The sequence below is a fragment of the Streptomyces sp. NRRL F-2664 genome (assembly GCF_000719345.1).
GTDB lineage: Bacteria > Actinomycetota > Actinomycetes > Streptomycetales > Streptomycetaceae > Streptomyces.
This window is the reverse complement of record NZ_JOFX01000033.1, coordinates 16,451-35,561: the sequence shown is the minus strand read 5'-3', so window position 1 is coordinate 35,561 and position 19,111 is coordinate 16,451. Positions and strand designations below refer to the sequence as shown.

The window sequence follows — 19,111 nt, the reverse complement described above, 5'->3', positions numbered from 1 at the left end:
GTTTGGCGTGCCCCCCACCGAATCCCCGCCTAGGTTCAGCCGCAGAACGAACGGCCCCCGCCCGGGATGGCAGTCCCGGGCGAGGGCCTCACCACCCAGGAAGAAGGCACTTCCTCATGGCTGACCAGGACCCTAACGCCCCCGTGCGCTTCATGGACCTGCAGGACCCGCGTTATGCCTATATGTTCGGCTTCCTGCAAGCCGACGGCCACTTGGCGCAGGGCGCCGGGCGGAAGGGCAAGCTGACCGCCGAGGTCAACGTGCGGGACATTGAAATCCTGCGCGCGTTCCAACACCTCACGCCCTATTACAGCTCGATCACCCAGCGCACCCGCGCCACCAACTTCTCCGAGTCCCACGCCTCGGCCACGTGGAACCTCTGCGCCCTCGAAGCCAGGAACACCCTCAACGAACTGGGGCTCCCCTACGGACCTAAGTCGAGAGACATCAGGCCGCCCCGCGTGGAGTTCTCCCGGCGCGACTACCTCCGCGGGGTCATCGACGCCGACGGGTCCGTCGGGTACACGAGCACGGGCCTGCCGTTCGTGTCGCTCACCACTGCCAGTACGGCGCTGGGCGCCTACCTGTGCCACTTCGCCAAGAAGATCACCGGGGCCGAGCGGACCATCAGGCGCAACGCGCGTGACGGCATCTACAACATCCTCTACACCAAAGAGGCGGCACTGCAGTTGGCCTCGCACCTGTACTACGGCGGCTGTCTGGGCCTGGAGCGCAAGAAGGCCAAGGTGGACGAAATGAGCCGTTGGGTCCGGCCTGCGGACATGCGGGTCGCTCCGCCCCGGCGTCGCTGGAGTCCGGACGAAGATGCGCTTCTGGTGCGGCTGAACGATCCCGCTGCGGCTGCCCTCGCACTCGAACGGACGGCACAGAGTTGCGCCGTGCGCCTCTGGCGCCTGCGGACCGCCAAGGCCTGAAAGGCGACGTGGAGGGCTCGAACCGATCGATCGGTCCGAGCCCTCCATTCTCCGCATCCGTCCCGGGCGTCAGCCCTTGACGCAGATGACCTGCTTGAGCTTCGCCACCACCTGGACGAGGTCCGTCTGCTGGTCGATGACCTGCTCGATCGACTTGTACGCCCCGGGGATCTCGTCCACGACACCCGAGTCCTTGCGGCACTCGACGCCCTTGGTCTGCTCCGCCAGGTCGCGCGCCGAGAACTTCTTCTTCGCCGCCGTCCGGCTCATCTTCCGGCCCGCGCCGTGCGAGGCCGAGTTGAAGGACTTCTCGTTGCCGAGGCCCTTCACGATGTACGAGCCCGTCCCCATCGAGCCGGGGATGATCCCGTAGTCGCCGCTGCCGGCACGGATCGCGCCCTTGCGGGTGACCAGCAGGTCCATGCCGTCGTACCGCTCCTCCGCCACGTAGTTGTGGTGGCAGCTGATCTCCCGGTCGAAGGAGACCTTCGCCTTCCGGAACTCCTTGCGGAAGACCTCCTTGAAGAGACTCATCATCACGGCACGGTTGAACTTCGCGTACTCCTGCGCCCAGAAGAGGTCGTTGCGGTACGCCTCCATCTCGGGAGTGGCCGCGAGGAAGACCGCCAGGTCCCGGTCGACCAGGTTCTGGTTGTGCGAAAGCCCCCGGGCGACGTTGATGTGGAAGGCGGCGAGCTCGTTGCCGATGTTCCTCGAACCCGAGTGCAGCATGAGCCATACCGAACCGGAACCATCGATACAAACTTCACAGAAGTGATTGCCCTGGCCAAGGCTTCCCATCTGCCGCATCGCGCGATCCCGCCGGAACTTCACCGCGTCCGCGACGTAGTCGAAGCGCTCCCACAGGTCCGCGAAGCCCGCATCGGAGAACCCGTACAGACGCGCCGGGTCCACCGCTTCGCGGTGCATGCCGTTCCCCACCGGGATCGCCTGCTCGATCTTCGAGCGGAGCTTGGAGAGATCACCCGGGAGGTCGTTCGCCGTGAGGGACGTCTTCACCGCGGACATGCCGCAGCCGATGTCCACGCCCACCGCCGCCGGGCAGACCGCGTCCTTCATCGCGATCACCGAACCGACCGTGGCCCCCTTGCCGTAGTGGACGTCCGGCATGACGGCCAGGCCCTTGATCCACGGAAGCGTGGCCACGTTGTGCAGCTGCTGCATCGCGCCGGCTTCGACCGACGCCGGGTCGGTCCACATCCGGATCGGGACCTGAGCCCCCGGTACCTCTACATACGACATAAGGATCAATCCCCTGAAACCAACAGAAAGGTGAGTATCCGCAAAAGCCTCGCTCTTGATCCCAAATACGACAGGGGACCGGCGCCAGCACCAGCGTGTGCGATAGACATTGTGTCCAGCCGCGCCCAAGTAGCGGCAACGCATTTTCCTGACCGACGGGGGGCCCGCCGGTCGAAGGGAGCCAGTGGACGTGCAGCGCAAGGCGGTACGGCGAGTCCTGCCCGGCATCGCGATGCTCACCGCGCTCGCGGCCGGTGCGGCCGCCCTGACCGGGTGCACCGGCGGGAGCGACGGGGCGGGCACCAGCGACGCGAAGGCCGGCGGCAACGCCGCCGCACCCGCCCAGCCGGGCAAGTACCGCAGCCTGCCCGCGCCCTGCAAGGCGGGCGCCGACAGCAAGAAGCTCAAGGCGATGCTGCCCGCATCGGACAGCCTCACCCCCGAACAGCGCGAGCAGCTGTACGCGGGCGTCGCCGACGCCTCGTACGACGGCGACCGGCACGTCGGCTGCCGCTGGAGCGCGCAGGTCCCCGAGGAGACCCGGCTGCTGTCGGTCGGCTTCGAGCGCGTCGTCTCCTACGACCGCGCCGTCGCCAGCGACGACGACAAGGCCAAGCAGGTCTACGTACGCCTGCTGACGGACGCCCACCTGCCCTTCCCCGGCCCGGCCACCACCCCCACCCCCGGCGCGGCCAACCCGGCCTCCCCGGCCGCCTCGACGCCCCCGCCCGCGGGCGGGACCCCGCCGGCCGGGACGCCGGCCGCGGGAACACCGGCCCCGGGCACGAGTCCGTCCCCGCAGCCCGAGCTCGGCTCCCGCGTCCTGGAGGGCCTCGGCACCGAGGCCTTCCTCGACGACAAGCTGAGCCCCGCCGGGGCGACGGCAGCGCAGTCGCGCACCGTTCGGATCGTGTTCCGCACCTCGAATGTCATCGTCAAGGTCGAGTACAGCGTCCAGCCGACCCTGCCCGGAACGGTCCCGTCGAGCGCCGAAACGCAGGACAAGGCACGGCAGTTGGCGCTGGCCCTGGCCGAGCGGTTCAACGAATGAGCGGTGCGCGCCGCGCCCCGGCGTGACGGCGCGCACAGCAGTCGGGCACCCGATCGGGCTACCGTTGACCGGGTCCCGTGTCCGAAGCAGACCCCCGAAGCACTGAAGGAACCATGCACCGATCAGCCTCGCGCCTCACCCGCGTTCTCGCCTGCGCAGCCGTCCCGGTGATCCTCACCGTGGCCGGGTGTTCGTCCGACTCGGGCAAGGAGTCGGCCGCCAAGGGCGACAAGAAGTCCGGTTCGTCCGCTTCTTCGAAGCCCGGTGAGAAGGCGAAGAAGCCGGAGCTGGAGAAGGCGGCCTTCGCCACGCTCCCGGATCCCTGCAAGGCGATCCAGTCGGCGACGATAGACACCCTTGTCCCGGAGGCGAAGGACAAGAACGGTACGGCGACCAAGTCGAACGACCTGGCGAGCCGCGCCAGCTGCTCCTGGAACGGCCTGGACGAGGACGGCCTGAAGGGCTCGCAGTACCGCTGGCTCTCGCTCTCCTTCTTCCGGACCGACTCGCACGCCTCCCTCGGCAGCGCCAACAAGCGGGCCGAGGAGCAGTACGGCAAGCAGGTCGAGGCGGCGAAGGCCACCGAGGGCGCGCAGAACGTGAAGGCCGAGCCCGCGGAGGGCCTGGGCGGCGACCAGGGCACGTCGGTGGCCTACTCGGTGAAGAAGGACGTCGACTTCCTCAACACGACGGTCGTGGCGCGCACCCAGAACGTGGTCATCACGCTCGACTACAACGGTGCGGCCTACGAGGGCGCCGGCGCCCCGGACCATGCCAAGCTGCTGCAGGACGCACTGACCGCGGCGAAGGAGGCGGTGGCGTCGGTCGCCACCGCCAACAAGCCGGCGGAGCAGCCGCAGTCCCCCCAGCCCCAGTAGGAGCACCGGGCCGGCCGGGGGCTCCTGGAGCGTTGACATCCGGTCACCCGTACGCTGTGCCTGCCGCAGCTCCGTAAAGGCGCGGTAAGCGCTCGGTTTGTGCTCGACAAGGGGAGGGGATCGCGGGTGGCCGCGATGCAGCTGACTCGTACGCACCGAATACTCATCGGTGTCGTGGTCGCCGGAGCCGTCGTCATCGCGGGCATCGGCTTCGCGGGTTCGTACGCCGCGGTGCGCGAGCTGGCGGAGAAGAAGGGCTTCGGCAGTTTCTCCCTGGTGTTCCCGATCGGTATCGACGCCGGTATCTGCGTCCTGTTGGCGCTGGACCTGCTGCTGACCTGGCTGCGGATCCCCTTCCCCCTGCTGCGTCAGACGGCGTGGCTGCTGACGGCGGCGACGATCGCGTTCAACGGCGCGGCGTCGTGGCCGGATCCGCTCGGTGTCGGCATGCACGGCGTGATCCCGATCCTGTTCGTGGTGACGGTGGAGGCCGCCCGGCACGCGGTGGGCCGGATCGCGGACATCACGGCGGACCGGCACATGGAGGGTGTGCGCATCACGCGGTGGCTGCTGTCGCCGGTGCCGACGTTCAAGCTGTGGCGGCGGATGAAGCTGTGGGAGCTGCGGTCGTACGAGCAGGCGATCGGCATGGAGCAGGACCGGCTGATCTACCAGGCGCGGCTGCAGGCGCGGTACGGACGTTTCTGGCGGCAGAAGGCGCCGGTGGAGGCGCTGATGCCGCTGAAGCTGGCGCGGATCGGTGTCCCGTTGTCGCAGACGGCTCCGGACGCGCTGGCGGCGACGGGGATCGACCCGGCGGTCCTGCCGCCGCTGGAGCAGCAGCTCGCCGGTACGGCTCGGGCGTTGGAGGCCCCGGTGGCCGGCGCCGTCCCGGAGGGGTACGAGGCCGGGGCGCCGGACCGGGCCCAGCAGGCCGAGGCGCACGCCCTGGCCCAGGCCGAGCAGGTGGCGCCGGCGGCGGTCGCCCATGTCCCGCCCGCGTTCGCCGTGGACCCGACGGCGATGCCCGCGGCCCACAACAGCGCCTGGTTCGCCGCGCCGAAGGCCCCGCAGGCCGTGTACGAGGGCGGCTACAACCCGCAGTACGTCGAGGGTCTGGAGCCGACCCCGGTCCTGCCTCCGATGGGCCCGGACGATCAGCAGGCGGAGCAGCTGCCGATCCCGGAGCCGCGCCACGAGGCGGTGCCGGACGAGCGCCCGCTGGAGCAGCAGCCGGGGGCCGAGGCCGCGGACGAGGTCGAGTTCGCCCAGATCGCCTACAAGGTGTTCTGCGCGCTGGCGGAGGAGACGCAGGACTACCCGACCGCCGAGGCGCTCGACATCACGCTGGCGGACCGCTACGGCGTGACGCATCCGCGCAGTGGTTCGCTGCTGCGCCGGATGATCCCGTCGTTCCGTCAGCAGCACCGCAAGGAGCGCGAGGCCGAGCCCGCGTAGCGGGCAGGCACGTACCTGTATGCGGAAGGGCCCGCACCCCTGAGGGTGCGGGCCCTTGCGCTCGCCCGGGCACGGCCCGCGGCGGGGGCCGTCAGGCCGCGAGCAGCTTGCGCACGCGGTCCGCGCCCACGGCCAGCAGCAGCGTGGGCAGGCGCGGGCCGGTCTCGCGGGTGACGAGGAGCCGGTAGAGCAGTGCGAAGAAGGTGCGCTGGGCGACCTTCAGCTCGGGGGTGGGCTTGGCGTCGGGCTCCAGCCCGGCCATGACCTTGGGGACGCCGTAGACGAGGGTGGTCAGTCCGTCGAGCGACCAGTGGGAGTCCAGGCCGTCCAGGAGCAGGCGCAGGGACTCGCGGCCCTCGTCGTCCAGGGAGGACAGGAGCTCGGTGTCGGGGTCCTCGCGCACGAGGGTGCGCTGGTCGGCGGGGACCTGGGTGGTGATCCAGTTCTCGGCGCGGTCCAGGCGCGGCCGTACCTCGTCGAGGGAGGTGAGCGGCTGCGACGGGTCGAGGTCGGCCAGGATGCGCAGGGTCTGCTCGTCGTGTCCGGCGGTGATGTCGACGACCGAGGCGAGGGTGCGGTACGGCAGCGGGCGCGGGGTGCGGGGCAGCTCGTGGGAGGCGACCCGTACGGCGCGGCTGTGCGCGGCCGCGTCGGCGGGCAGCACGGTGCCGTCCGCCACCTTGGCCTCCAGCTTGTCCCACTCGTCGTAGAGGCGCTGGATCTCCTGGTCGAAGGCGATCTTGAAGGACTGGTTGGGCTTGCGGCGGGCGTACAGCCAGCGCAGGAGCTGCGGCTCCATGATCTTCAGCGCGTCGCCGGGGGTGGGGACGCCGCCCTTGCTGGAGGACATCTTGGCCATGCCGCTGATGCCGACGAAGGCGTACATCGGACCGATGGGCTGTTCGCCGCCGAAGATGTGGACGATCTGGCCGCCGACCTGGAAGGAGGAGCCGGGCGAGGAGTGGTCGACGCCGGAGGGCTCGAAGACGACGCCCTCGTAGGCCCAGCGCATGGGCCAGTCCACCTTCCAGACGAGCTTGCCGCGGTTGAACTCGCTGAGCTTGACCGTCTCGGTGAACTCGTCCTCGGTGCAGACGTAGGTCATCTCGGTGGTCTCGTCGTCGTACGAGGTGACCTTGGTGAAGTCCTTGCCGCACCGGCCGCAGTACGGCTTGTAGGGGAAGTAGCCCCCCTCGCCGGCGCTGCCGTCGTCCTCGGCTGCTGCGCCGGAGCCCTCGGCGGCCTCCAGCTCGGCCTCGTCGACCTGCTTCTGCTGGGGCTTCTTGCCGCCCGGCTTGGCCTTGGTGCGGTACTGGGCGAGTACGGCGTCGATGTCGCCGCGGTGCTTCATGGCGTGCAGGATCTGCTCGCGGTAGACCCCGGTGGTGTACTGCTCGGTCTGGCTGATCGGGTCGTACTCGACGCCGAGGTCGGCCAGCGCCTCGACCATGGCGGCCTTGAAGTGCTCGGCCCAGTTGGGGTGGGCGGAGCCCTCGGGGGCGGGGACGGCGGTCAGCGGGCGGCCGATGTGCTGGGCGTGGGACTCCTCGGTGACACCGGGGATGCCCTTGGGGACCTTGCGGTAGCGGTCGTAGTCGTCCCAGGAGATGACGTGGCGGACCTCGTGGCCGCGGCGGCGGATCTCGTCGGCGACCAGGTGCGGGGTCATGACCTCGCGGAGGTTGCCCAGGTGGATCGGGCCGGAGGGGGAGAGACCGGACGCGACGACGACCGCTTTGCCCGGGGCTCGGCGCTCCGCCTCGGCGATGACCTCGTCCGCGAAACGGGAGACCCAGTCGGTCTCGGTGCTGCTCTGCGCGCTCTGAGCCACGACACGTCCTTCTACTCGAATGCTGGCTTCGGCCATTCTCCCAGACGGAACAGGCCGCTCCGCGGTTGCTCGGCGCGGTGGATATCCCGGGAATCCGGTGGCCGCCGCGTGGGATACTCGGCTCTTGTCGGAACAACCAAGTGCATCCACCGGCACGACCTCACAGGAACGGCAGCTCATGGCCTCGGTCCCTTCGCTCGCTTCGTCCGTCAACCAGCGCGTCGCCGACGCCCTCGCCTCCGCCCTGCCGGAGGCCGGTGGCGCCGACCCGCTGCTGCGACGAAGCGACCGGGCCGACTTCCAGGCCAACGGCATCCTGGCGCTCGCGAAGAAGGCGAAGGCCAACCCGCGCGAGCTGGCCGCGACCGTGGTCCAGGGCATCCCGACCGGTGGGCTGATCAAGGAGATCGAGGTCTCGGGCCCCGGCTTCCTGAACATCAGCGTCGCCGACGAGGCGATCATCTCGACGCTGGCGGCCCGCGCGGCGGACGACCGGCTCGGCGTGCCGCTGAACGCGGCGGCCGGCACGACGGTGATCGACTACGCCCAGCCGAACGTCGCCAAGGAGATGCACGTCGGCCACCTGCGGTCCGCGGTGATCGGCGCGGCGATGGTGGAGATCCTGGAGTTCACGGGCGAGAAGGTGGTGCGGCGCCACCACATCGGCGACTGGGGCACCCAGTTCGGCATGCTGATCCAGTACCTGCTGGAGCACCCGCACGAGCTGGACCACAAGCGCGGCGACGGTGACGAGCAGGCCTCCGGCGAGGAGGCCATGTCCAACCTCAACCGCCTCTACAAGGCGTCGCGCGCCCTGTTCGACTCCGACGAGGAGTTCAAGGGCCGGGCCCGGGCCCGGGTGGTGGACCTGCAGGCGGGCGAGCCGGAGACGCTGGCGCTGTGGCAGCGGTTCGTGGACGAGTCGAAGATCTACTTCTACTCCGTCTTCGACAAGCTGGACATGGACATCCAGGACCCGGACGTGGTCGGCGAGTCCGGGTACAACGACATGCTGGTCGAGACGTGCAAGCTGCTGGAGGAGTCGGGCGTCGCTGTCCGCTCCAACGGCGCGCTGTGCGTGTTCTTCGAGGACGTCAAGGGCCCGGACGGCAACCCGACACCGCTGATCGTGCAGAAGTCGGACGGCGGCTTCGGCTACGCCGCCACGGACCTGTCGGCGATCCGCGACCGCGTGACGAACCTCGGGGCGACCGAGCTGATCTACGTGGTGGATGCGCGGCAGTCGCTGCACTTCAAGATGGTCTTCGAGACGGCGCGCCGGGCGGGCTGGCTGAACGACGAGGTCAAGGCCGTGCAGCTGGCGTTCGGCACGGTCCTCGGCAAGGACGGCAAGCCGTTCAAGACCCGTGAGGGCGAGACGGTCCGGCTGGTGGACCTGCTCGACGAGGCGATCGAGCGCGCCTCGGCGGTGGTCCGCGAGAAGGCCCAGGACCTGACGGAGGCGGAGATCGCCGAGCGGGGTGCCCAGGTGGGCATCGGCGCGGTGAAGTACGCCGACCTGTCGACGTCCGCCGCCCGGGACTACAAGTTCGACCTGGACCAGATGGTGTCGCTGAACGGCGACACGTCCGTGTACCTGCAGTACGCGTACGCGCGTATCCAGTCGATCCTGCGCAAGGCGGGCGACGCGCGGCCGGTCGCCCACCCGGAGGTGGCGCTGGCCCCGACCGAGCGGGCGCTGGGCCTGCACCTGGACGCCTTCGGCGAGCTGATCGCCGAGGCGGCCGCGGAGCACGCACCGCACAAGCTGGCGGCGTACCTGTACCAGCTGGCGTCGCTGTACACGTCGTTCTACTCGGAGTGCCCGGTCCTGAAGGCGGACACGCCGGAGCAGGTGGAGAACCGCCTGTTCCTGTGCGAGCTGACCGCCCGCACCCTCTCGAAGGGCATGTCCCTGCTGGGCATCCGCACCCCCGAGAAGCTCTGACCGGTACGACGGAGCTGCCCCCGGCCTTCGGGCCGGGGGCAGCTCCGTTTCAGCCGCGGATGCGCCGTACCGGCTGGCCCGTGACCTTGGCGATCGTCTCGACGTCGGCGTCCTGGTGCAGGACCGTCAGCCCGTGCTGCCGCGCGACGACGGCCACGAGCAGGTCCGCGGGGCTCGCGCACCGGTGCGCACCAGGGCCCCAGCCGTCACCCGAACGGGTCGATTCGGGCGGTAGGGCCCGGGTAGGGGACGGCGCGTCCTTCCCCATCCCTCAGCGGAGGCATCCGTGCCCGACATGAACGGCCCCTACAAGCCCGGCACCCCGTGCTGGATCGACCTGATCACCTCCGACCAGCAGGCGGCCCTCGACTTCTACTGCGGCCTCTTCGGCTGGCAGGGCGAGATCGGTCCGGCCGAGCAGGGCGGCTACTCCGTCTGCCTGCTCAAGGGCAAGCCCGTCGCCGGCATCATGAGGGCGATGAACCCGGACGGGACGGTGCCCGACCCGGTGCCGCCGACCGCCTGGACCACGTACCTGGCCACCGACTCCCTCGACTCCACCCTCAAGTCCGTCACCGACGCCGGCGGCTCGGTGATGATGGGCCCGATCGACGTTATGGACCTCGGCCGGATGGCCGTGATCACCGACCCCACCGGTGCGGCCGTCGGCCTCTGGCAGGCCGGCACCTTCGACGGCGCGGGCATCGTCAACGAGCACGGCGCCCTGATCTGGAACGAGCTGAGCACCGGCGACATCCCCGCCGCGGCGGCGTTCTACACCGCTGTCCTCCCCGTCACCACGGCGAAGTCGCAGATGCCGGACGCCGGGGACTACACCGAGTTCAAGGTCGGTGACCGGGCCGTCGGCGGGATGATGGACCTCGCCAAGCTGCCGGCCGGGGTGCCGCCGCACTGGATGCCGTACTTCCACGTCGAGGACGTCGACGAGATCCAGGCCGCCGCGGTGCGCGCCGGGGGCAGCGTCATGGCCCCGGCCTTCGACATGGCGGCGGGCCGCATGGCCGTGCTCGCCGACCCCCAGGGCGGCGTCTTCTCGGTGATCAGGGCGACCGCGCCGGAGCAGCCCGCCTGACGGTGGGACGCCCCGCCCTTCCGCCTGCGCGAGCGGGCGGAAGGCACGGCGGCGGCTCACGGCGCCGGTGACCGCCCTGTCGCCGACCGCCCTGCCGCCGACCGCCCTGCCACCAGCTCGGCCAGGCCGTCCAGGATGCGGTCCAGGCCGAAGCGGAACTGGAAGTCCGGCTCGTCCGAGCCCGTGAAGGCGTCCGACTCCAGCAGCCGCGTCACGGCCGGGTGGGTGTCCGGGCCGGTCATCAGCCGCAGCGTTCGCAGGTACTGGTCCATGACCCGGTCCGGTGAGACGCCCGACTTCACGATGGCGTCCGTCATGTCGGCCGCCATCGTGGCCTCGTTGCGCACCAGGCCGCCGATGAGGATGATCGTCGAGATCTTCTCGCCCTCCTGCAGCCCGGTGTCCGCCAGCGCCGCCAGCCCGCGCTCCATCCAGGCCAGCTGGTGGGGGCTGACCGGGGCTCCGGTGATGGGGATGCGCAGGATCCAGGGGTTGGCCATGAGCACCGCCCGCTGGGCGAAGGCCCATTCGGTGACCAGCTCGCGCCAGCCCCACTCCCGCGCCTCGGGCGGCAGCGGCGGCGGGGCGCCGACGCCCGCGTCCGACATCAGGATGTGGAGCTCTTCCTTCGCCGTGACGTACCGGTAGAGGGACATCGTCGATACGCCCAGCTCCTTGGCCACCCGGCCCATGGAAACGGCGTCCATGCCCTCACCGGCGGCCAGGGCCACGGCCGCCTCCACGATGCGCGACAGCGTGAGCGTGGGGCGCGGCCCCTTGCCGGGTCGTTCGCGGAGCCCCCAGGCCCTTTCCAGGCTGGCCGGGAGCCCGGTGCCGGTGCCCTGGCCGTCCTCGCCCTCGCTCTTGCCCTCGCCCTTGTCCGCCATGACCGCCCACTCCTCGATTGACCCCCATCCTAGTTCTGTGTATTACTTACACAGAAGAGCGTAAGGCATACGCAGAAGACGGGGAAGGGAGCACCACCCCTCATGACCACGCACGCCTCCGCACACCCCATGGGCACCCCCGGCGCCCCCCGCACCACCGGCACCCGCGCCACCGCCCTCCGGCCGGGCGCGCAGGCCACCCTCGGGATCCACGCCACCGGCCTGACCAAGTCCTACGGCGACGTCCGCGTCCTCGACGGCATCGACCTCGCCGTCCCCCGCGGCAGCGTCCTCGCGCTCCTCGGCCCCAACGGCGCCGGGAAGACCACCACCGTGCGGATCCTCGCCACCCTCACCACGCCCGACGCGGGCACCGCCCGCGTCGCCGGCCACCACACCGTCACCGAACGGACCGCCGTCCGCGAACGCATCAGCCTCACCGGCCAGTTCGCCGCCGTCGACGACCTCCAGACCGGCGCCGAGACCCTGCGCATGATGGGCCGCCTCTGCGGGCTCACCCGCCGCGCCGCGCGCACCCGCGCCGACGAACTCCTCGCCCGCTTCGGCCTCACCGACGCCGCCGCGCGCACGGCCAGGACGTACTCCGGCGGCATGCGCCGCCGCCTCGACCTCGCCGCGAGCCTCGTCTCCCGTCCCGAGGTGATCTTCCTCGACGAGCCCACCACCGGCCTCGACCCGCGCAGCCGCCGCGACCTGTGGGAACTCGTACGGGAACTGCGCTGCGACGGCACCACCGTCCTGCTGACCACCCAGTACCTGGAGGAGGCCGACCGCCTCGCCGACCGCGTCGCCGTCCTCGCCGACGGACGGATCGCCGCCGAGGGGACGCCCGCCGAACTCAAGGCGCGCGTCGCCGGCCACCGGCTGGACCTCACCCTCACCACACAGGCCGCCTACGACGCCCTGGCCCCGCGCGCCGTCCACCTCGCCCCGGACGAACTCACCCTCGGCGTCGCCACCGACGGCAGCGCCGCCCACGTCCGCGCCCTGCTCGACGAACTCGACCCCGACCGCACCGCCGTGGACCGCTTCGCCGTCCGCAGCGCCACCCTCGACGACGTGTTCCTCACCCTGACGGGAGCCGACCGATGACCGCCGCCACCCCCGTGAGCGCCCTCGCCCTCGCCGGCCGCAGCCTGCGCATCAGCCGCCGGCAGCCCGACGCGCTGATCACCGCCCTGATGCTGCCCGTGGTCCTGATGCTGATCTTCGTCTACTTCTTCGGCGGGGCCATCGACACCGGAACCGCGTACGTGACGTACGTGGTCCCCGGCGCCATGCTGCTCTGCGCCGGCTTCGGCGCGGCGAGCACCGCCGTCAGCGTCGCCGACGACATGCGCAACGGCGTCATCGACCGCTTCCGCACCCTCGACATCGGCGGCGTACCCGTCCTCGCCGGACACGTCGCCGCGTCCGTCGTGCGCAACCTGCTCTCCACCACCCTGGTCCTCGCCGTCGCCCTCGCCATCGGCTTCCGGCCCCAGGCCGGCCCGGCCGCCCTCCTCGCCGCCGCGGGCCTGCTGCTGGCGTACATCACGGCGATCTCGTGGCTGGCCGCCGCACTGGGGCTGCTCGCCAGGACGCCGGAGGCGGCGGGCGGCTTCACCTTCCTGATGATGTTCCTGCCCTACCCGTCCAGCGCCTTCGTCCCCATCGAGACCATGCCCGGCTGGCTGCACGGCTTCGCCGAGCACCAGCCGCTGACGCCCGTGATCGAATCGCTGCGCGCGCTGCTCCTCGCCCAGCCCGCGGGGAGCGCCCCCTGGACGGCGCTGGCCTGGTGCGCCGGCATCACCGGCACGGCCGTGGCCCTGGCCGGCGTCCTGTTCCGCAGCAGGACCCGCTGAGCGGCCCCGCACGAGCCCCTCAGCGGGCCGGTGGTCCGCCCGCCGCTCAGCGGTTGAGCGGGTAGGAATGACGGCCCGTCGCCTCGTCGATCTCCGAGTGGGCCTTCTGCAACATCTGCTGCGCGAGATCCATGAGCGCACGAGCGCCCGCGATCTCTTCCCCGACCCTCATCTGCTGCGGGTCGGAGGGGTGACGCAGGGCATAACCCCGCGCCCTGATCTCGGAGCCGTCCCCGAGCCGTACCAGGGCCGCCGCACTGGTGCGGTGGCCCTCCTCGGTGAACTCCAGCTCCACATGCCACCCGACGAGCGTGGCCATGGTGCATCACCTCCAGGGGTCACCCGTTCCCTCCAGAGTGCGCCCACGCCCCGACGGACGCGACCGGAAGCCCCACCCCCGGGGCGGACGCGCCGCTCAACCGCCGACCAGGCCCGCCGCCACCGACTGGAACCACGCCCCGTACGAGAACGGCTCGGGCGGGTTGACCTCCATGCCGAGCTCCGCCGCGGCCAGGGCGTAGTCCCCCTCGTCCATCGGGAGGGCGATCAGCTCGTGGAGCTCACCGACGAGACGGGCGACGAGCTGCGGGTCGGTGGTGGCGGCGTAGTCCGCGACCGCCGCTGCGTGGCGACGAATCCGTACGGGCTGTCCGGCTCACGACGCAGGACGACGCGGGCGGCGCGGACGTCGACGGGCCCCTGTCCGGCGAGGAGCATCGCCTCCAACTGCACCCGGCCGACGGGCTCCTCCCGGGATGCCCAGGCGGCCTCGGTGGTCACCGTGCCCGCGTTCCCTGGGCGAGCCAGCGGTGGATGACCTGCTCATTGGCGGTCACCCACCTGCTGGGTGGCCCACTGCGCGGTCTCCCGGCCGGGTAGGTGGCGGATCGGGTCAGCATCGGATCATTGTCTCAATTCGCGTTGAACGACCAGAAGACGCCGACCTCGTCGGCGGACACCGCGATGAGGCCGAGATCCATCATGTAGTCGGTGAAGGGGCGGCCGCCTTGGAGATCCTGGGCCAGGAAGTCGGGTGCGTCACAGCCCCGGGCGAGGTCGGAGGAGGTCCAGAACGCCGCCTCGGGACCGAACCGGTCGAGTACGGTCCGGGCGTCCGCGAGCACCGCGTCCCGGTCCTCCCGGGACCGGACCGGGGAGCCCTCGAAGAACCACTCCTGCGCGAGCGAGGCGAGCAGCTCGACGGCGGCGCCGGCCGTGATCGGCCGGAGCCCGGCCCGCGGGTCCTCCGCGGACGTCGAACGGAACGGGTACGAGGGGAAGCCGGCCTCCCGCCCCTCCTCGAACCTCTCCGGATCCAGGGCGGACCAGCCCCGTGGATCGGCGACCGACCGTTCCATGACGGCGCGGACGTCCGCGGCCCAGTCCTCGTGCGACCGGGGGCCGCTCCTGGCGAAGACGAACACGTCCTCCAGGAGCCGCAGCAGCGCCGCTTCCCAGGTGGCGGCGTCGGTGGATTGCGTTGGCATGGATGGATTTTCCCAGGGCTTCAGATGTCGCCGAATGCCCAGAACAGCCCGACCTCGGTGTCGGAGACCACTACCAGGCCGCAGTCCTCACCGTAGAAGGTCATAGGCGTCCAGCCCATGGGTTTAGCGACCGGTTCGACGTCTCCTACGGCATGGCCTTCCCCGTGTTCGGGTCCGGCCTGGCCGCGGTCCTGGTCCTGCTGCTCGCCGCATGGGCGCTGCCCTGGCGGCGGCGCCACGCCGCCGCCAGGGTGTGGCTGGCCGTCATCGCCCCGGCGGCGGTCGTCCTCGACTTCGTCGTCTTCAACGGCCTCGTCGACTGGCCGTAGAGCGGGTCAGGCGTTGCGCAGCCAGCCCGCGACCTCGGTGGCCCAGTAGGTCAGGATCGTGTCCGCGCCCGCGCGCTTGATGCCCAGCAGGGTCTCCAGGATGGCCCGGTCCCGCTCGATCCAGCCCTTCTCCGCGGCCGCCTCGATCATCGCGAACTCGCCGCTGATCTGGTACGCCGCCACCGGTACGTCCACGGCCTCCGCGACCCGGTACAGGATGTCGAGGTACGGGCCGGCCGGCTTGACCATCACCATGTCGGCGCCCTCCTCCAGGTCGAGGGCCAGCTCCCGCAGGGACTCGCGGGCGTTCGCCGGGTCCTGCTGGTACGTCTTGCGGTCGCCCTGGAGGGAGGAGGCGACGGCCTCGCGGAAGGGACCGTAGAAGGCGGAGGAGTACTTCGCCGTGTAGGCGAGGATCGAGACGTCCTCGTGCCCGGTCTCGTCGAGGGCGTCGCGGATGACGCCGACCTGGCCGTCCATCATGCCGCTGGGGCCCACGACGTGGACGCCCGCGTCGGCCTGGACCTGCGCCATCTCGGCGTACCGCTCCAGCGTCGCGTCGTTGTCGACGCGCCCGTTCTCGTCGAGGACGCCGCAGTGTCCGTGGTCGGTGTACTCGTCCAGGCACAGGTCCGACATGATCACCAGGTCGTCCCCGACCTCGGCCTTCACGTCCCGGATCGCGACCTGCAGGATGCCGTCGGGCTCGGTGCCCGCCGTGCCGAGCGCGTCCTTGTTCTCGTCCGCCGGCACCCCGAAGAGCATGATTCCCGCAACGCCCGCCTCGACCGCCTCCACGGCCGCCTTCCGCAGCGTGTCGCGGGTGTGCTGGACCACGCCCGGCATGGCGGAGATGGGAAGGGGCTCGCTGATGCCCTCGCGTACGAAGGCCGGGAGGATCAGGTCCGAGGGGTGCAGCCGGTTCTCCGCGACCATCCGCCGCATCGCCGGGGTGGTCCGCAGCCGGCGGGGCCGCGAACCGGGGAAGGATCCGTACGCGCTCATCTTCAGTCGCCTCTTCGAGCTTCGACAGCAGTCGCCCCAAGCCTAGAGCCCGTGCGCGGAGCCGCCCGCCGCGCCCGGTCCGAGGCCGAATTCGCACCACACCACCTTGCCCGGCACCCGTGCCAGGGTCCCCCACCGGTCCGCGACCGCCGCCACCAGCAGCAACCCGCGACCGCCCTCGGCGCCAGGGTCCCGGCGCCCGACGCGGGGCCGGCCGCCGCCGCTGTCGGCCACCTCGACGCGGACCATGCCGTCGAAGAGCAGCATCCGCAGCCGGTAGCCCCGGCCGGGCGGGACCCCGTGCAGCAGGGCGTTGGTCGCCAGCTCGCTCACGCAGAGCAACACGTCGTCTCGGCGGCATGTAACACCCCACGCGTAAAGTGTTTCTGCCGCGAACTCCCTGGCGGGGCGGACGGTTTGGCGGCTGCGGGGATAGAACCGCTCACGCAGCAGGGCCGGATGGATTTCCACGTTCACGGGGTGATCGTCGCGTTGCGTGACTAGCGTGGGCGAGACGAGCGACCCGTACTCCTTGAGGAGTACGGGTTGGTACGGGTATCTCGTATGCGCACGGGGGGAGTTCACAGGCATGCCACCACGCAAGAGGCCACGGCCCAACGAGACGGCGATGAAGATGGTCGGCGCACTGGTCGCCGCGGCCCGCACCGCCAAGGGAATGACCCAGCGCGCCCTCGCCGAGGCGCTGCACGTCGACGTCGAGACCGTCGCCTCGATCGAGCAGGGCAGGCGCGTCCTGATGCCCAACGTGGCCGAGAAGATGGATCGCGTCCTCGGTCTGCCCGACCTGCTGGGGGTCGCGGCGAACCGCCTCCCGGAGGTGGACATGGTTCCGGCCCGGGCGGAGGAGTACATGGCGCGCGAGGCGGAGGCCCTCGCCCTGTCCTGGTACGACACCCTCACCGTGCCGGGCCTGCTCCAGACGGAGGCCTACGCCCGTGCGGTGCTCGGCTGCCGCGTCCCCTTCGTCGGCGAGGAGAAGATAGAGCGGCAGACGGCCCACCGCATCCAGCGTCAGAAGATCCTCACCCGCCCGGTCCCCCCGACCCTCAGCTTCATCGTCTGGGAGGCGGCCCTGCGGGACCGCATCGGCGGCACGGAGGTCTACCGCGAGCAGCTGCACCACCTGCGCGCCTGCGCGGACCGGCCGACCGTCTCCCTCCAGGTGCTCCCCCTGGGCATCACCGCACACGCGGGCCTCGACGGCCCCTTCATCCTGCTGGAAACCCCCGAGTTCCAGCACCTCGCCTACTCCGAAACCCAGCGCGGCAGCTTCCTCGTCAGGGACCCGAACGAGGTCAGCATCCTCTCCCAGAAGTATGCGATGCTGCGGTCACAGGCCCTCAACGTCACCGAGACAAGGGGCCTGTTGGACCGGTTGCTAGGAGAGTCATGAGCACCCCACTGAAGTGGTTCAAGTCCAGCTACAGCGGCAGCGAGGGCGGCCAGTGCCTGGAAGTGGCCTACGACTGGCAGAAGTCCTCCTACAGCGGCAGCGAAGGCGGCGCCTGCGTCGAGGTCGCCACCTGCTCCTGCGCCGACACCGTCCACGTCCGGGACTCCAAGGTCGCCGGCGGGCCCGTCCTCGCCCTCGCCCCCGCCGCCTGGGCCGGGCTCACGGGCTGGGTGCGTTCCTGAGCTTCCAGCGCCACAGGCCGTCCGTCCGGTGGTCGTGCTCGTACTCCGGGCGGTCCAGTCGGCCCACGCGCGCGTACGCCTCCACCGTGCGCGGGTCGTCGCGCAGGGCCAGGCCGTAGGCGGCGCTGAGCCGGATGTCCTGGTCCTCGGCGTCGAGGAGGCGCACCAGTGCCTCGGTGGTCTCCGGTGAACGGTCCGCGCCCCCGGCGATGCCGTGGGCAGCGCGGCGCGCCACGTGCGGGTCGGCGTCGGCGAGGAGGGCCAGGAGCAGCGGGCGGTCCTCCGCCGGCAGCGCCTCCCCGGCCAGGGCCTCGGCGGCAGCCACCCGTACGTCGGCGTCGGGGTCCCGGCACAGGGCGCGTACGGCTTCGGCCGCCCTCGGGGTCAGGGGCCGGTCGAACAGGCCCGGCACCTCGCGGCGGACGCGGGCGTCGGCGTGCCCCGCGTGACGCAGGCCGACGGCCTCGGCTTCCGCTTCGGGGAAGCCCTCGTCCACCAGCGCCCGCAGCAGGCGGGCCAGGACGACTGCGTCGTCCTCCACGTCCACCCAGGTGCCCAGCAGCTTCAGGCGTTCGCGGTCGTACCAGCCGACGTGCTGGGTGGAAGCGCCCGTCAGCGCGTGCATGACGAGCACGTCGATGACGAAGAGGCGGGGCAGCGGGTCGGGGTGCCGGTGGAAGGCCACCACCTCGGCCCAGGTCTCGGCGCTCCGCCGCTGCGAGAGGATCCACTCGGACGCCCACCGGTCGGCGTGCTCGGGGTCGCCGTGCCGTACCGCGCGGGCCACCAGTTCCGCGGGCGGTGTGAGGATCCGGAAGGCCCATTCCAGGCCAGTCAGGATCCCGCCGTGGCCGTCGCGGACGCGCCGCCCGCCCAGGGTGTACTCCGTGAGGGTGCTGTACTCGCCCTCACGGACGGCCTGCGCACGCACCCGGTCCGGGTCCGCCGTCAGGTGGCGCAGCCGGGCCGCCGGTCCCTCCTCGTACCAGCCGCGGGCTGCCGCCAGCAGTTCCTCGCGCCGCTCCGGGGCGAGCCGTAGCCGTGGCTCGCTGCCCAAGGTGGCCTCGAACACCGCCGGGGAGCCCCCCTCGATCGCCCGCAGGAGCGGGGTCGTGCCGTCGGGCAGCTCCCGGTCGGGGTTGGCGCCCGCCTCCACCAGGGCCTCGGCGACCTCGTGCGCGAAGGCCGCCACCGCCGTGCACAGCACCGGCAGGCCGTCCTCGTCGGTCGCGTCGGGGTTGCTCCCTGACTCCAACAGGGCGTGGACCTCTCCGAGGTCCCCCGCCCGTACCGCCGCCGCCAGGCGTGCGTCCCGGTCCGTCATCCGCTCACCCGTGTCCCGTTCGTCCGGCGGTGATCCTTTCCGGGCCGGGGCCCGGCGCACAAGGGGATTACGGACGCGAGGGGCCCGGGTGCCTGTGC

At 71.3% G+C, this 19,111-nt stretch carries 20 protein-coding genes and 1 pseudogene; 11 read left to right on the top strand and 10 right to left on the bottom strand.

The window, feature by feature from the left end:
* Positions 1 to 116 precede the first annotated feature (116 nt).
* Complete coding sequence (locus IF89_RS0125485) at positions 117 to 935, top strand: LAGLIDADG family homing endonuclease (protein ID WP_030772578.1); 819 nt, start codon at positions 117 to 119, stop codon at positions 933 to 935.
* 69 nt (positions 936 to 1,004) lie between these two features.
* On the opposite strand, the gene IF89_RS0125480 is transcribed toward IF89_RS0125485, so the two are convergent.
* Positions 1,005 to 2,198, bottom strand: a complete 1,194-nt coding sequence (locus IF89_RS0125480) for an RtcB family protein (RefSeq protein WP_030772574.1) — start codon at positions 2,196 to 2,198, stop codon at positions 1,005 to 1,007.
* A gap of 190 nt (positions 2,199 to 2,388) precedes the next feature.
* On the opposite strand from IF89_RS0125480, the gene IF89_RS0125475 reads away from it, so the two are divergent.
* The 3 genes from IF89_RS0125475 (at position 2,389) to IF89_RS0125465 (ending at position 5,585) form a co-directional block, all read left to right on the top strand.
* Positions 2,389 to 3,249 (top strand): hypothetical protein, encoded by an 861-nt coding sequence (locus tag IF89_RS0125475; RefSeq protein ID WP_030772572.1) that lies wholly within the window; start codon positions 2,389 to 2,391, stop codon positions 3,247 to 3,249.
* Between the two features lie 113 nt (positions 3,250 to 3,362).
* Entirely contained in the window at positions 3,363 to 4,127 is a 765-nt protein-coding gene (locus IF89_RS0125470) for a DUF3558 family protein (protein WP_051807614.1), read from the top strand.
* 126 nt (positions 4,128 to 4,253) lie between these two features.
* Positions 4,254 to 5,585 carry a DUF2637 domain-containing protein gene (locus IF89_RS0125465; protein ID WP_030772566.1) on the top strand — a complete coding sequence of 444 codons (1,332 nt, stop codon included), beginning with the start codon at positions 4,254 to 4,256 and terminating at the stop codon, positions 5,583 to 5,585.
* 91 nt (positions 5,586 to 5,676) lie between these two features.
* On the opposite strand, the gene lysS is transcribed toward IF89_RS0125465, so the two are convergent.
* Positions 5,677 to 7,416 (bottom strand): lysine--tRNA ligase, encoded by a 1,740-nt coding sequence (lysS, locus tag IF89_RS0125460; RefSeq protein ID WP_030772564.1) that lies wholly within the window; start codon positions 7,414 to 7,416, stop codon positions 5,677 to 5,679.
* A gap of 178 nt (positions 7,417 to 7,594) precedes the next feature.
* Here lysS and argS point away from each other — a divergent pair, with 178 nt between their 5' ends.
* Positions 7,595 to 9,364, top strand: a complete 1,770-nt coding sequence (gene argS / locus IF89_RS0125455; RefSeq protein WP_030772561.1) for an arginine--tRNA ligase — start codon at positions 7,595 to 7,597, stop codon at positions 9,362 to 9,364.
* A 295-nt stretch (positions 9,365 to 9,659) separates the two neighbouring features.
* Positions 9,660 to 10,457 (top strand): VOC family protein, encoded by a 798-nt coding sequence (locus tag IF89_RS0125445; protein WP_030772558.1) that lies wholly within the window; start codon positions 9,660 to 9,662, stop codon positions 10,455 to 10,457.
* Between the two features lie 56 nt (positions 10,458 to 10,513).
* Here the strand turns inward: IF89_RS0125445 and IF89_RS0125440 are convergent, their stop codons facing one another.
* Positions 10,514 to 11,344 (bottom strand): TetR/AcrR family transcriptional regulator, encoded by an 831-nt coding sequence (locus IF89_RS0125440; protein WP_030772555.1) that lies wholly within the window; start codon positions 11,342 to 11,344, stop codon positions 10,514 to 10,516.
* Positions 11,345 to 11,446: 102 nt separating this feature from the next.
* Here IF89_RS0125440 and IF89_RS0125435 point away from each other — a divergent pair, with 102 nt between their 5' ends.
* Both IF89_RS0125435 and IF89_RS0125430 read left to right on the top strand, forming a co-directional pair.
* Complete coding sequence (locus tag IF89_RS0125435) at positions 11,447 to 12,457, top strand: ABC transporter ATP-binding protein (protein ID WP_234327865.1); 1,011 nt, start codon at positions 11,447 to 11,449, stop codon at positions 12,455 to 12,457.
* On the top strand, positions 12,454 to 13,212 hold the full coding sequence (locus IF89_RS0125430) for an ABC transporter permease (RefSeq protein ID WP_030772551.1): 759 nt from the start codon (positions 12,454 to 12,456) through the stop codon (positions 13,210 to 13,212). Before IF89_RS0125435 ends, IF89_RS0125430 begins: the two co-directional genes overlap by 4 nt.
* A gap of 46 nt (positions 13,213 to 13,258) precedes the next feature.
* On the opposite strand, the gene IF89_RS0125425 is transcribed toward IF89_RS0125430, so the two are convergent.
* The 4 genes and pseudogenes from IF89_RS0125425 to IF89_RS0125410 all read right to left on the bottom strand — a co-directional run bounded on the left by IF89_RS0125425 (position 13,259) and on the right by IF89_RS0125410 (position 14,699).
* Positions 13,259 to 13,531, bottom strand: a complete 273-nt coding sequence (locus tag IF89_RS0125425) for a DUF1876 domain-containing protein (RefSeq protein ID WP_030772548.1) — start codon at positions 13,529 to 13,531, stop codon at positions 13,259 to 13,261.
* 96 nt (positions 13,532 to 13,627) lie between these two features.
* Complete coding sequence (locus IF89_RS42380) at positions 13,628 to 13,849, bottom strand: contact-dependent growth inhibition system immunity protein (protein ID WP_420706962.1); 222 nt, start codon at positions 13,847 to 13,849, stop codon at positions 13,628 to 13,630.
* Positions 13,759 to 14,111 (bottom strand): annotated as a pseudogene (locus IF89_RS38295) (RNase A-like domain-containing protein). The gene IF89_RS42380 and the pseudogene IF89_RS38295 overlap by 91 nt, the downstream one beginning before the upstream one ends.
* Before the next feature lie 12 nt (positions 14,112 to 14,123).
* Complete coding sequence (locus tag IF89_RS0125410) at positions 14,124 to 14,699, bottom strand: hypothetical protein (protein WP_051807611.1); 576 nt, start codon at positions 14,697 to 14,699, stop codon at positions 14,124 to 14,126.
* A 152-nt stretch (positions 14,700 to 14,851) separates the two neighbouring features.
* On the opposite strand from IF89_RS0125410, the gene IF89_RS46135 reads away from it, so the two are divergent.
* Positions 14,852 to 15,028 (top strand): hypothetical protein, encoded by a 177-nt coding sequence (locus IF89_RS46135; protein ID WP_158717924.1) that lies wholly within the window; start codon positions 14,852 to 14,854, stop codon positions 15,026 to 15,028.
* A 6-nt stretch (positions 15,029 to 15,034) separates the two neighbouring features.
* Here the strand turns inward: IF89_RS46135 and hemB are convergent, their stop codons facing one another.
* On the bottom strand, positions 15,035 to 16,033 hold the full coding sequence (gene hemB, locus IF89_RS0125400; RefSeq protein ID WP_030772542.1) for a porphobilinogen synthase: 999 nt from the start codon (positions 16,031 to 16,033) through the stop codon (positions 15,035 to 15,037).
* A gap of 42 nt (positions 16,034 to 16,075) precedes the next feature.
* Positions 16,076 to 16,624, bottom strand: a complete 549-nt coding sequence (locus IF89_RS0125395) for an ATP-binding protein (RefSeq protein WP_078628506.1) — start codon at positions 16,622 to 16,624, stop codon at positions 16,076 to 16,078.
* On the opposite strand from IF89_RS0125395, the gene IF89_RS0125390 reads away from it, so the two are divergent.
* Together IF89_RS0125390 and IF89_RS0125385 are read left to right on the top strand one after the other, a co-directional pair.
* Positions 16,623 to 17,447 carry a helix-turn-helix domain-containing protein gene (locus IF89_RS0125390; protein WP_030772535.1) on the top strand — a complete coding sequence of 275 codons (825 nt, stop codon included), beginning with the start codon at positions 16,623 to 16,625 and terminating at the stop codon, positions 17,445 to 17,447. The genes IF89_RS0125395 and IF89_RS0125390 overlap by 2 nt on opposite strands.
* A complete protein-coding gene (locus tag IF89_RS0125385; protein ID WP_030772532.1) occupies positions 17,444 to 17,689 on the top strand; it encodes a DUF397 domain-containing protein in 246 nt (81 codons plus the stop codon). The genes IF89_RS0125390 and IF89_RS0125385 overlap by 4 nt, the downstream gene beginning before the upstream one ends.
* Here IF89_RS0125385 and IF89_RS0125380 read toward each other — a convergent pair.
* Positions 17,667 to 19,013 carry a HEAT repeat domain-containing protein gene (locus IF89_RS0125380; RefSeq protein WP_030772529.1) on the bottom strand — a complete coding sequence of 449 codons (1,347 nt, stop codon included), beginning with the start codon at positions 19,011 to 19,013 and terminating at the stop codon, positions 17,667 to 17,669. The two genes, IF89_RS0125385 and IF89_RS0125380, sit on opposite strands and share 23 nt — an antisense overlap.
* Positions 19,014 to 19,111: the final 98 nt, after the last annotated feature.